Origin of the sequence: Methylobacter sp., from assembly GCF_036845245.1 — a bacterium.
Classification (GTDB): domain Bacteria; phylum Pseudomonadota; class Gammaproteobacteria; order Methylococcales; family Methylomonadaceae; genus Methylobacter_A.
On record NZ_DAIUEH010000021.1, the window covers coordinates 25,481 to 37,581 of the forward strand.

General features: G+C 54.8%; 9 protein-coding genes. 2 read left to right on the top strand and 7 right to left on the bottom strand.

Annotated features, from left to right (window positions below):
* Nucleotides 1-29: 29 nt before the first annotated feature.
* The 4 genes from V7051_RS10790 to V7051_RS10805 all read right to left on the bottom strand — a co-directional run bounded on the left by V7051_RS10790 (nucleotide 30) and on the right by V7051_RS10805 (nucleotide 3,938).
* Nucleotides 30-2,222: a TonB-dependent siderophore receptor gene (locus tag V7051_RS10790; protein ID WP_333874968.1), complete on the bottom strand. Its 2,193-nt coding sequence runs from the start codon at nucleotides 2,220-2,222 to the stop codon at nucleotides 30-32.
* A gap of 150 nt (nucleotides 2,223-2,372) precedes the next feature.
* A complete protein-coding gene (locus V7051_RS10795) occupies nucleotides 2,373-2,903 on the bottom strand; it encodes a flavodoxin (RefSeq protein ID WP_333874969.1) in 531 nt (176 codons plus the stop codon).
* A gap of 178 nt (nucleotides 2,904-3,081) precedes the next feature.
* Nucleotides 3,082-3,393 carry a DUF2149 domain-containing protein gene (locus tag V7051_RS10800; protein ID WP_333874970.1) on the bottom strand — a complete coding sequence of 104 codons (312 nt, stop codon included), beginning with the start codon at nucleotides 3,391-3,393 and terminating at the stop codon, nucleotides 3,082-3,084.
* Nucleotides 3,390-3,938: a MotA/TolQ/ExbB proton channel family protein gene (locus tag V7051_RS10805; protein ID WP_333874971.1), complete on the bottom strand. Its 549-nt coding sequence runs from the start codon at nucleotides 3,936-3,938 to the stop codon at nucleotides 3,390-3,392. The genes V7051_RS10800 and V7051_RS10805 overlap by 4 nt, the downstream gene beginning before the upstream one ends.
* A 102-nt stretch (nucleotides 3,939-4,040) precedes the next feature.
* Between V7051_RS10805 and V7051_RS10810 the strand changes: the two genes are divergently transcribed.
* Together V7051_RS10810 and V7051_RS10815 are read left to right on the top strand one after the other, a co-directional pair.
* A complete protein-coding gene (locus V7051_RS10810) occupies nucleotides 4,041-4,271 on the top strand; it encodes a type II toxin-antitoxin system Phd/YefM family antitoxin (RefSeq protein ID WP_333874972.1) in 231 nt (76 codons plus the stop codon).
* Nucleotides 4,253-4,669, top strand: a complete 417-nt coding sequence (locus V7051_RS10815) for a type II toxin-antitoxin system VapC family toxin (RefSeq protein WP_333874973.1) — start codon at nucleotides 4,253-4,255, stop codon at nucleotides 4,667-4,669. Before V7051_RS10810 ends, V7051_RS10815 begins: the two co-directional genes overlap by 19 nt.
* Here V7051_RS10815 and cobN read toward each other — a convergent pair.
* From cobN to V7051_RS10830, 3 genes are all read right to left on the bottom strand, one after another.
* Nucleotides 4,644-8,654 (bottom strand): cobaltochelatase subunit CobN, encoded by a 4,011-nt coding sequence (cobN, locus tag V7051_RS10820; protein ID WP_333874974.1) that lies wholly within the window; start codon nucleotides 8,652-8,654, stop codon nucleotides 4,644-4,646. The genes V7051_RS10815 and cobN overlap by 26 nt on opposite strands.
* Nucleotides 8,655-9,145: 491 nt before the next feature.
* Nucleotides 9,146-11,443: a TonB-dependent hemoglobin/transferrin/lactoferrin family receptor gene (locus V7051_RS10825; RefSeq protein ID WP_333874975.1), complete on the bottom strand. Its 2,298-nt coding sequence runs from the start codon at nucleotides 11,441-11,443 to the stop codon at nucleotides 9,146-9,148.
* 295 nt (nucleotides 11,444-11,738) lie between these two features.
* Entirely contained in the window at nucleotides 11,739-11,987 is a 249-nt protein-coding gene (locus V7051_RS10830) for a hypothetical protein (protein WP_333874976.1), read from the bottom strand.
* Nucleotides 11,988-12,101: the final 114 nt, after the last annotated feature.

Here is a 12,101-nt window from a genome sequence, read left to right on the forward strand (position 1 = left end):
AATCGGGCTTTACCGGTATAGCGCTTGGCTTAAAAGCTGTATTTGATGGAGCCCGTTACCATGCGCCTTGCGCCAAAGGTGGCAGAATCGCCGAACGCGGTCGCAACATATTCTTTGTCGAGCATGTTCTGCATGTTGAAGGCGAGCTGAACCTGCTTCCAGGTGTAATGCACAGTGGAATCGAACAGCACGTAACCCGGTATTTCGGTGGTGTTCCGGGCGTAATAGGTGTTGCCGAACGAGGCGCCGATATAGCGTGCGCCGCCGCCTATGCCCCAGCCTTTGGCGACGCCGGACGGCACCGTGTAATCCGCCCATAAGGTGGCTTTGTGATTAGGCACGTATTCCAGCGGCTCGCCGACTTCGTCGGCAAAAGAGCTTTTGGTCACTTTCGCATCCAGATAGGAATAGCCCGCGGTCAGGTTTAAGCCGTTATCGAAACTGGCCACGCCTTCCAGCTCAACCCCGCGCGAATGGGCTTCGCCTTTTTGCACGTTATTGAAAGTCAAGGAGTCGAGGGTCAGGTAGTTTTGCCGGGTCAGGTCGAAATAGGCCAGGGTGATAAAACTGTTTTGGTTTTTCGGTTGAAATTTGACGCCGAACTCATATTGTTCGCCGGTTTCCGGTTTAAAGGCTTGCCTGGTATTGGCATCGGTGCCCAATGCGGGAAGAAAGGATTGGGCATAACTGAAATAGGGCGCCAAACCGTTATCGGCCAAATACACCAGACCTGCGCGGCCGGTCGGTTCACTGTCGCTTTGGCTGCTGCGGGTACCGGCGAGCCGGTCAGCGGTTTCGCTGTCCGCCATATCGAAGCGGCCACCCAATGAGGCTCGCCATTTCTCGCTGAATTTGATTTGATCTTGCAGATAAAGTCCGATTTGATCTTGGGTCATTGCATCGTTTTGATAGGGCGATGCGGCAGGAACGGTCTTTCCATAGACCGGATTGTAGATATCAAGATCCGGCGCACCCCCGAAAGGCAGTACGTTAGTGGCATCGGTGTGCTGAAAATCGAGCCCAGCCAACAAAGTATGAGCCAGTATGCCGATCGAGAATTTAAACTGGGCCTGGTTGTCGAGATTAAAGCCGTCTACGTTGCCGTCGATTTCATAATAATAGCGGCTGATGGTGCGCTGGTCGGGTTTCAAGCCGGCCGTATAAACGCTGCGCACATCGAGTTTGTTGTTGTAGTAACGGGTGTTTTGACGTAGCGTCAATAAGTCGTTGAAACGGTGCTCGAACAGATAGCCCAGCGCAAACTCTTCCCGGTTATAGCGATCGACGCCCGGCTCGCCGGTAAAGCGGTTGGTCGGTATTTTACCGTTAGGATTGCCCGTTAACGTGCCCGCCTTGGGCAAGCGTTGCGAAGGCTGGGTTTCATCCTTCTGATAATGGCTTAAAAAGGTTACCGTGGTCTTGTCGCTTGGCTTCCAGGTCAGTGCCGGTGCAACATAAATGTGGTTGTCCTTGACGTAATCGACTTGGGTATCGCTGTCGCGGCCCAGTGCGGTTAAGCGGTAAGCCACGGTTTTTTGTTTGTCTATCGCGCCGCCGACATCGAGTTCGCCTTGCAGACGATCGTAACTTCCGGCTTCAAATTTGATGGTTCCGAACGGATCGAAAGTCGGCCGCTTGGACACATAATTGACCAGGCCGCCGGCACTGCCTTGCCCGTAAAGCACGGACGCGGGGCCGCGAGGTACTTCTATGCGCTCGGCGCCGAAAGGTTCAAGATTATAGCTGACGGCAGTTCCCGGATTGACCAGTTTCAAACCGTCACGGTAAAGCCCTGTATAGGTGGCGTCGAATCCTCGCATGGTTATCTGGGTCATACGCGGTTCGAAACCGAACGTTTCGCTTTGTACGCCCGGCGTGTAACGCAATGCCTCGGCTATGTTGCTGACATTCTGCGCTTCCATTTGATCGTTGGTAACCACCGAGATCGATTGGGGCGTTTCTATCAGCGGGGTATCGGTTTTGGTTGCCGTGTTTGCACTGTCAACCTTGTAACCCAAAGATGAGTTGTCGGACTTTTTCTCTTTAACCTCGACAGTCGGCAACGTTACTTCTTTTTTGTCGGCAGTCTTCTTGTTGGTGTCCGCATCGGCGGCTAAAGCCATACTGCTCAAGGCGGCTCCCAATGGTAACAGCGCGACCAGCCGCCATTTGGCGACGGTCATGGTGTTGGCTTTTTTTAACCTCATATTGCTTTTCGGCATGCTCTTTCTCTCTCATAGTTGATGAATTGAGTGATGGCTGCCTGGCAAAAGAAGCTGGGTGGCTGGGTTTCTAGTTGAGTGGACTTTAGTGTGTTATTGGCCGCGGCCGCCCTTCGTACCGACCGCGGTTTCTTCGATCAGTGCCCGCGATTATTTCCAAGCCGGACTAATAGTTTCCAGCCAGTCGCTCAGTCTGTCTGCGCTCAAGTCCTTTTGGTTGTCTTCGTCCAAGGCCAGTCCGACGAACTCGTCGCCCTGCAAAGCTCTGGACTTGTTAAAGGTATAGCCGGCACTGCTGGTCATGCCGACGATGGTCGCGCCGGCCTCATCGAAAGCGTCGTAAATAAAACCCAAGGCATCGACGAAATTGTCCGGGTAACCTTCCTGATCGCCCAAACCAAAGAGCGCCACGGTTTTGCCGGAGAAATCCGCGCCGATCATTTTCGGCAGAAACTCTTCCCAACTTTCGTTGTCGTGCCCGGCGCTCAAGCCCGGCAATTCGCCGTCGCCGTAAGTCGGCGAACCCACGATTAATACGTCGTAGGCCAGCAAATCGTCCACGGAAGCCTTGCTGATATTCACCGGCTTATCCGCCGCGTCGCCTAATTGGGTGGCGATTTGTTTAGCGATCTTGCGGGTATTGCCGGTGTCGGTTCCAAAAAAAATGCCTACTTTTGCCATGATGATGTCTCCAGTTAATTAAATCAGGTTTAAATTTGTAATAAGCCGGAATTGGTCGCCGGCTTAGGGAGTATAAGTTTTCAGTGTAACGGCGTGCAACCGGCTTTAAGCTAATGCTTCACTTAGCGTAGCTATCATGCTGTGATTTTGCTCGATTATTATTTGACCGTCCCCTCCGTTACTCCGGTACATAGACCATCGTCCCGTCCTTCAGGCGATAAGCCACACCGGCCTTGGCGCCTTCACCCTGGCCGATTTTGCCGCTGGATTTGTACTGCTCGATTTTTTTGCCGTCTTTGACGATCATTTCCATGTTCGGCTTGCCGGGGTTTTTGATCACGGTGACGTTATCGGCGGTAAACGGGTTCATCGGGTTGTTGGCTACCGCCAGCAGCAACGCAGCGATAATCACCAGGAACACGTCGATGATGTTGACCACCGACAGGATAGGATCGTCGGATTCCAAATCGTCCATCAGGCGCAGACTCATTGTGCGCTCCCTGCCGCCAGGACAGCCGCAGGATCATGGGCAACGGCATCGTGCCCGGCGGTCGGCTGCTTGACGCCATGCTCCACTTCGGCCAGCTCGGTGGCGTACCAGCGGCGGCGCACGTTCACCGTCCAATACGTGAGGCTGGCGGCGATCAAGGACAGGATGACGGCGGAGAAAGCGACCATCAGGTTCGCGCTTACTTCCTGCAATTGTCCGTCGGCCAAGCCTTTCAGCGCCGGTCCCATCGGGATCATCGTGGCGACCAGGCCGAGCATAGGGGCGACACGGCTGATCAGGCGGGAAATTTCCAGGCGTTTTAGCGCCAATGTCTCCAAATCGATGACCGTCAGCGACGGGTCATTGTGTTTTGCGGTGAGCAGTTCAAAGCCGCGCGCATCGCCACGATGCCGCTGCACGGTTTGCCACAGGAAAGCTCCCAGTGCGTAGAAAGCGTAAAAAAATACGCCGATCACGGTCAGCAGGACCGGAATCAGGAACAATTGGCTGATGCTGTACAGGTTGGTTTCGATGATATTACTCATAAGGATTCCTTAAGTGGTTTGAAATTTTTACTCGGGTAAATACGTTGTTTTACGGCATGAACCTGATTACTATGGTGACAGTCATAAACAGGAGAAACGATTATGCAAACTATCCAGGCATCTGAATTCAAAGCGAATTGCCTTGCGCTGATGGATGAGGTCGAGCGTACCGGCGAGGCGATACTGATCACCAGGAACGGCAAGCCTGTCGCTGAACTGCGCCCATACGTCGATGAAACGCGGTCATCGCCGTTCGGCCTGCATAAAGGCATGGTCGAAATCAAAGGCGACATCATGTCGCCGATTGACGTGGAATGGGAAGCCAACTCGTGATCTTGCTTGATACTCACGCACTGGTGTGGATGGATCAGGACAATGCGGCTTTGGGCAAAACTGCGCGCAGCATCGCGCAAGCGGCATGGGAGTCCTGGCAATTGGCGGTGAGCGCTATCAGTTTCTGGGAATGCGAAATGCTTCACCGTGCAGGTCGTCTGGTGCTTCCGCAATCGCCCAGCCGATGGCGCGACGAACTTCTTGCCACCGGTTTGATTGAGTATCCCATTGACGGTGAAATCGGCATATTTGCGGTTGCTCTGGAAGGACTGCACAAAGATCCCGCGGACCGCTTCATTGCGGCTACCGCCATCCTCAAAAACGCGACTTTGCTCACCGCCGACGCAAAGTTGCTGCAATGGCAACATAGCCTTAAACGCCATGATGCCGCCCAATAGACCTATACTGCTGCCGCCAGATGCCCGCCCCCATAGCGAGAAAGATCAGGCCGATACTCAGGTAAATGCTTTTGCTTGGGTTGGCGGCCGGGGTTTGCTTCACCATCTGTTGTCCGGTGACCATTTTCGAAGGCGTCGGTGGAGCTGAGGGCGCTGTCTGGGCAGCTTCGGCTTTAGTCTGAGCCGGCGGCGGCAGAGCACTTAGCCCGAAACCCGCAACGCCTTGTTCCGCCGCCTGTTTAATTAAACCCTCAGTGTATTCGCTGAATTTTTTATTGTCGGTTCTGACATCGAAACGCTGCGCCAGTTCCTGATAGCGTTGCGCCAGCTCGGTCAGGCTTTTCGCGTCGGTCTGCCAGTAACCCTTGCGCGCCGCTTCCAGCATGCGTTCGATCATCTGCGCCTGGGCGTGGGGATGGTTTTTCTCGAACCATTCCTTCATGCCCAGTTGGTATTTATCGTTGACATAGACATCGCGTATCTCGTCCCACTGATCGTTGCGCACGGTTTCCGGCGCTACGGCTTGCCAACCCCAGAGATTATTCACCGCATCCAGCATATCGATCGCACCGCTGTAGCCTTCCTTTTGCATTGCCGCTATCCAGCCGGGATGCAGTTGGCGGGTCTTGAGTTCCTTGGCCAGAAAACCCGCCGCCGTTTCCAGCTTGGGGGTGCCGGAATCGCGCAGGTTGGCGATATAAAGCTCAGGACTTTTACCGTTCAAACTGCGCACCGCAAGACCGATACCGCCCAAGTACTGGAAAGGGTCGTCGGTGGTCAGCATGCCGTAAAGGTTGGAACTGCGCGAAAGCAGCGCCGCTTGCACGCCTTTGAGGTTCTCGGCATAAAGATTGACGCCTTTTGCCGCATCCGGCGGCAGGCTGCCCCATTCTTTTTCGTCCGGGCCGTAGGCGTACTGCATCCGGTTAAGATAAAGATCAGCGAGTTTCTTGTCGCCTGCCGCACGGTCTTCCTTGCCGTTCTTGCCCGTACCCCAGGTGTCGGAGGCGAGCGTCGCATCGTCCAGGCCGGTGCCGTAGCTGCCCGACTGGTTGGAGAAAATGCGTGTGTCGGCCAGACGCCGCGCCAATCCGGCTTCGACGCCGCGTTTTAACAGGTCGGCTTCGATCCCGCGACTATGCGCCGCCACCGGATTATCCGGCTCGTTCAATGCGGCGGCCTGCGCCGCAGCCGTCGCCAGCCAGCGCATGACGTTGGGGAAATGGTCGCGGTACAGGCCGGTCGCGGACAGCACCACGTCCACGCGCGGGCGTTTCAGCTCGGCGGCCGGGATAGCTTCGATGCCGATAACCCGGCCGCCTTCATCCCACTTGGGTTTGAAGCCGAGCGCGGCAAAGGCCTGCGCTTCCAGTACGCCGAAATGGCGCATGGTCTCGACCGACCATAAGCTGAAGGCGAGTTTCTTCGGATATTCGCCATGTTTTTCGCGGTATTGGGCGATCAGTTTTTCGGTTTCCGCACGTCCGGCTTCCCAAGCCGCCTGCGTAGGAATGCGTGAAGGATCGAAGCCGTAGAGGTTGCGTCCGGTGGGCAGCGCGTCCGGATTTTTGACCGGATCGCCGCCGTAGGAGGTGGCAATGTAATTTCCTTGCAAGGCCTGGAGAAAGTTCTCCATCTCCTTGGTTTGCGTAAGATTCAGCCAGTATTCGCGAGCCTTGACCAGCATCTCGCCGACCTTGGCGTCGCCGGTGTAAGGCTCGTTTTGCCTGACGTGTTTATCCAGCAGCTTCCAGACCGGTGTGTCGCGCAGTTTTTTATAATCGCCGACGATCATCTCTTCAGGATCTTTCGGTTGCAACGCGGCAATAAAAGGTTTGCCGAGCATCTGCATGACGGTGAACAAGCGCAGGTCGGCTTCGGCAGGCAGCCCGAAGGTAGCCAGTCCCAGCGGCTGGTTGGCCAGCGCGAGGTCGTGCAGTTGGATATGCAGCGCGTCGGCGAAGGCTTTAAAGTTGTCGTGAATGCGAGAAGGTTCCCAGGCCATGTCGCGGTCGATTTTGTTTTGCGCGGCGACCTGGATAATCTCGTCGCGGGTTTTGTCGCGCACTTCGCCTTCGGTCATATTAAGCCAGGTGTGCAGTAAATCGTGGAGGCGATTGATTTCGCCATGCAGTCCGGCCGGTGCGAACGGCGGCGTGGCATGCGATATTACCGTGGCGCGTCCCCGCCGCTTGGCTTGCAACGCTTCGCCGATGTCGTCGACGATGTACGGATAGACGATGGGGGTATCGCCCAGCAGCAGGTAAGGGGAGTCGTAAATCGACAGTCCGCGCTCCTTGCCCGGCGTCCATTCCTGGCTGCCGTGGGTGCCGAAATGCACCAGCGCGTGAGCGCCGTGCAGCTCGCGCGCCCACAAGTAGGCGGCGAGATAAAAATGATTCAGCGGCGCGGTAGTGGAGTGATACAGCGCTTTTTCCTTGTCGTCTTTTTTCTCGCCGCGCGGCGGTTGGGGCAGGATGACGGTGTTGCCGAGATTCAGGCGCGGAATGACGAAGAACCATTCGCCGTTTTCCTGTATCGCCATGGCGGATTTTTCCGGTGCGCCGAAACGGGTGGTCACGGCTTCTTTGACCGGTGTGGGCAGGGTATTAAACCATGCCCGGTAGCGGGTCATCGGCAGGCGCGCGGCCAGGCCGTCGTGCAACAGCGACGGCAATTGCCCATCCCGGTACAACGGAGCCAGCAGGCGTTGCAGCTGTTCGGTGAGTTGCGCCTGATCCGGGGTTTGAGTGGCATAGCCTGCCTGTTTCATCGCGCGCAGCGTGTTTTCCATGCTGTGCGGCAAATTCATGAAAGACGCGCCGAGGTTTTTTTCTCCGGGCGGATAATTCCAGAAAAAAACGGCGATTTTTTTCTCGGCGTTCGGCAAGTGCCTGAGCTTGGCCAGATTCACCGCCTTGTTGACGACCGACTGCAACTGGTAGTCGATAGCCACAATGTCGCCGTCCGCTTTGCGCGAGTAGGCGGCGATGATCGGATCGGTGATGCCGGTATATTCCGGCTGGGCCAGGTAAAACGGGATATCCATGGTGCTAACACCGGCGTTGTCTTTTTCCCAGTCGGCCTGTTCGCCGCGCCGGAACGGCATCGCCTGGATGACCGGGATGCCGAGCGTCTCGAATTCGGTGCGGCGGCCTTCCGCATTCAGCATGATCTGGTTGTTGATCAGGACGTCGGCAACGGCTTTGCCGTTGCGGCTGATAAGCCGGGTGATGTCTCCGTTAGTCATCATTGACGCATAGACCGGCAGTGCAGCCGCGCCGGCCGCTTCGAGTCGGCGAATGGTGTCGTCGAGAAAGCCGGTCAGTTCGGAAGCGAAATGCGCTTGATGGAACAGGATCGCGATGACCGGCTGGCCGATCTTGGGCTTTTTCCAATGCAGATAGTCCTCCAGCGTGGGAAATACCCGTCCCGTATAATCGGGATGATAAATGCCTGCGTCCGGGAAGATTTGCGGCGGCAGGCAAGCGCGGGTGGCGTGTTTAAACACCTGGGCATGCACTTGGCAGAAAAACTCGGCAAAGTTAGCCCGCCCGCCGTTGCTGTAATAGCTGTGCAGCGTTTTCATCAGCATGGCGTCGATGCCTTTTGCTTCAGGAGCCTCGTTTTGCATCCAGAGCCAAGGCGATTTGATTTGCGGCAGCAACGGACCCAGGCGTTCCTTGGCCACGCCTTGGGTTGGACCATAGGGCGCATCGATAACGACAAGGCCGAAGCGGTCGAAATCACCGGGTTTTTCCTGTCCGGTGAATTTATCCAGGAAGCGTGCTTCAATCTGTATGCCTTCCTGTGCGGCAATAGTTTTCAGGTGTTCAAATTTACCCGGCTGCGTTGGTGCGGAGGCAAGGAACAGAATAGGTTTGGCAGCAGGCGCCTGCTGAGCCAATGCTATCTCAGGACTGATCGACACCGTAAACCATAGCGTAACTAAGGCAAAAAACGCTAAATGTTTGAATGTTGCCAAGTATCTTTGTTTGTGCATGTATTCTATTACTCCGTTAGTTGAACTGGATGTGCGGATAAATTACTGAACAAAATTCTCGTCGCTGTAGGGCGCGTCGTAAGGGCTTTTCCTGATGCTTGAAAATTTTTTTTATCCCTTTGGCGCGCACGGCGCGCCCTACTCGATTACTGTTTTTAAATCATTAATCTTCTGTCATTAAGTTAAGTGTTGTAGGAGCGGGCCATGCCCGCGATGAAGTCGCTACAACGCGTGTAATCATCCTCCAAGTCGCGGGCATGGCCCGCTCCTACGAGGTTATGACGTTTAATTGCCACTTTGAACTTCCAAATACTTTCACAACGACTTGTGTTGTCGTTTGGAAACGGGTGTAAGTAAATATTTTTCTTCCTGTTCTTCGTATCTTCGTGGTGAAAAATGCCTTAGCCAAAATGCCGGGCAACAAAGAGCTGTTGCTCGGTCTACATGGTTCCTACGTGGGAGAAGGAAAATCCTCACCAGTCGACATTCAATGCAACCGATACGTTACGACCGGGCTGGCTGTAAAAGTCGACACCCACAGGATTGGTCGCATCGGCTTGACGGATGTCGCTCCACAACCAGTATTTCTTATCCAGCAAGTTATTGATGCCGGCGGTGATGCGGGTGCTTTTATGCGGCTGCCACCACGCGGTAATGTCGGTCGTCACATAGCTGGGCGGCCGAAACCAGACGCCGTCGGTATCGTTCACTTCAGTCTTGCGCAAAGCGGCCCGCAGGCGTGTTTCCGCGCCCCATTTGCCGGCATCGTGCGCAAGCCCCAAAGAAAACCGGGTCGGATCGATGCTGTTGATCGGCTGGTTGATCGCATTGTTGTTGCCATAGATGTAAGCGGCGGCGCCATCCACTCGCCATCCCGGTATAAAGTCCCAAGCGCCGCGTGCATCCACGCCGCGAATATTGACCTTGCTCTGATTGACCGACATAAAGGTAGACGCCAATGAGCCGATACAGCTGGGATCAGAGGGGCAATTCAGGCGCACGTTTTCGATAAAGTTCCGGTAATAGTTGTCGAATACGGAGACTTGCGAACGCAGATTATCGGAGGAGTAACGCAGCCCCAGCTCGAAGCCGACGCTGGTTTCCGGTTTTAAGCTCGGGTTGGGGCTGATGCCGTATTGTTGCGCGGTATTACGGAAGCTGCCGTTTACTTCGTTATAATTGGGCGCTCTAAAGCCGCGCATCACTTGCCCCCAGCCTGCCACTTCCGGGGTGAAATGCCATAAAGCGGCCAGTTTGGGCGAGACCGCGTTGTCGGTTTGTTGCACGGCTTGTTTGCCGTTGGCCGTCAACACTTGCTGAGCCAGCGCGTCCACCTCAGGACTGAGCCTGCGCCAGTCGTAGCGCAGTCCGGGCGTAACCGTGAGCCTGTTTCTAAACAGGCCGCTGATTTCGTCCTGGAAGAAAAATCCCAGGGTGTCGGTCGAGCCGTTGGCAAAATCCCGTAGCGGGAAGACATCGCCTGCGAGGCTTTTGGAGGGTGTTGCGGCGTTATTGAGAAACAGGTTCATATCACGCAGCTGTTCCGTTTTGTCGTTTCGAATGTCGGTACCGTAAGTTAAAAGGTGGGTGTGCGATCCGAAGTCGAAGGCTTTCTCAAGCTGTAGACCACCGCCTGTGGATATTTGCGAGAATAAAAAATCCTGGTCGATAAAACACGAGTTGGTGCCGGAGGTAACCGCGGAACAACTGCTTGAGGTGTTGGTGCGTTGCTGGGTATTGGAATTTTCGGTATTGCTGTCCTGATAGTAGAATCTAGCCTGCAACCGATCATAGATACGGGTCGGCGCCTTATGCTCCCATTCCAGACTAGTGCGTACTCGGCGGCTATTGTCATCGCCCTGCATGCTGGTAACTCTGGGCAACGAGCTGGCAAGCCGCAACACGTCGGTCTTGGTATTTTGGTCGCGTGCCTCCAGCTGAGCTGTGATTTTGTGTCCGTCGAAAGGACGGATAATCAATTTGGCCAGCAGTCCCGAGTCCCAGCCATCCTGGTTATTCGGGGCGGTACGGCTATCGGATTTGCTATTGTTCTTGCCCTGATTGTCGGCTTCGTTGCTGTGTACGCCGGACAGGCCGATCAGTCCTTCCGCGATGCCTTCGCGAAAGGCCACCAGACCGGTATTGGAAATGCCATCGTTGGCGCCGAAATAGCCGGAGCGATAGCCGACAGCGACAGCGTCATCGCCTTTGAGCAAATCCTCCGGGTTTAGCGAGCGGTAACCGACCACGCCGCCGATAGCGTCGGATCCGTACAGACTGGATGCGGAACCGCGCAGGATTTCCATGCGCTTGATGAAATCGGGCATGATCAGTTGCGGGCCCGACATAGTGAAGTTGGTGGGGCCGCCGCCGTTGTAGAAGTCGGGCAGGCGCACGCCGTCCACCATTTGCACGACGCGCACGTCCTCCAGACCTCGGATGTTGACGCGGGTGCTGCCGAAACGGCGTAAATCGCGGGCAACGACCACATCCGGCTCGTCACGGAACAGGTCGGCTTCATCGCGTGGTAAACGTCGATCCAGGGTGCTGCGATCCAGGGTGCTGATGTCGGCCGGAATATCCTTGACGTCGGCTTCACTGCGGGTGGCGGTTACCGCGACCTCTTGGAGCATGGCTGACGGTTTTGTTGTGGCGGCTTTCGTTTTCACGGCCGGAGTTTGCAGTGGAGCGATTTCCCCGGCTTCGGAGCACAGTGTGTTCAACAATGCGGCAATAGCCAGCAATAGTCGTTGATTTTGGTAATAGCGCATAAACACCTTCTTGTTGTAGTTAGCATGCTTTTGGCTGGCTATTCACACACAAGGCGATGGCTGGCTTTAAATGGGGATGGTTTTTCTGTCTGGCTTAATATTTGTCGATTTCTTTAAGGTCTAGATTATTCCAGTGTTTTTTGTTAATTGCTGATGATTTGTGGCTTTTAGTCGTAACACAAGCTCCTGTAACCAACCCAGGATGGTACGAGTAATACAACATGACTAGAGCTTCCCAACATAAGCGCGAAAGTGCTATCAGGAAAATAGGACTTGGTGATTGGAAAACCTGATTCTAGTGAATACGGCTGAGTCTTGACCGCTGAGCATTATTATTCTTTGCTGGTGACGCATTTTTCATTTGGGCAAGTTGTACTTTGGCGTGATTTAACACTGAACTAAGTATGCGTAAAGATTCATAATTGGTACGTATCGCTGTTTCGCCCAAATTGATTTCTAATACGCCGCAATCAGGACAAAGTATCACCTGGCAATCGCCGTTACTGGCAAGGCTCACTTTCTTGTGTCGTTTGTTTGGATTCATCGAGTTCACCATCTGAATGTTAGGCAGGATAAAGTCTGCCGAAGCTGCGGTAGGCAGCGTTTCTTTGACATTGGCTGGCTATCAACACTTGAAGGTGTCGATGAATGGCTGGCT

Bases quoted from the DNA above. Each gene is read 5' to 3' on its own strand.
- V7051_RS10790 (WP_333874968.1), bottom strand. From the start codon at position 2,222: ATGCCGAAAAGCAATATGAGGTTAAAAAAAGCCAACACCATGACCGTC.
- V7051_RS10795 (WP_333874969.1), bottom strand. From the start codon at position 2,903: ATGGCAAAAGTAGGCATTTTTTTTGGAACCGACACCGGCAATACCCGC.
- V7051_RS10800 (WP_333874970.1), bottom strand. From the start codon at position 3,393: ATGAGTCTGCGCCTGATGGACGATTTGGAATCCGACGATCCTATCCTG.
- V7051_RS10805 (WP_333874971.1), bottom strand. From the start codon at position 3,938: ATGAGTAATATCATCGAAACCAACCTGTACAGCATCAGCCAATTGTTC.
- V7051_RS10810 (WP_333874972.1), top strand. From the start codon at position 4,041: ATGCAAACTATCCAGGCATCTGAATTCAAAGCGAATTGCCTTGCGCTG.
- V7051_RS10815 (WP_333874973.1), top strand. From the start codon at position 4,253: ATGGGAAGCCAACTCGTGATCTTGCTTGATACTCACGCACTGGTGTGG.
- V7051_RS10825 (WP_333874975.1), bottom strand. From the start codon at position 11,443: ATGCGCTATTACCAAAATCAACGACTATTGCTGGCTATTGCCGCATTG.
- V7051_RS10830 (WP_333874976.1), bottom strand. From the start codon at position 11,987: ATGAATCCAAACAAACGACACAAGAAAGTGAGCCTTGCCAGTAACGGC.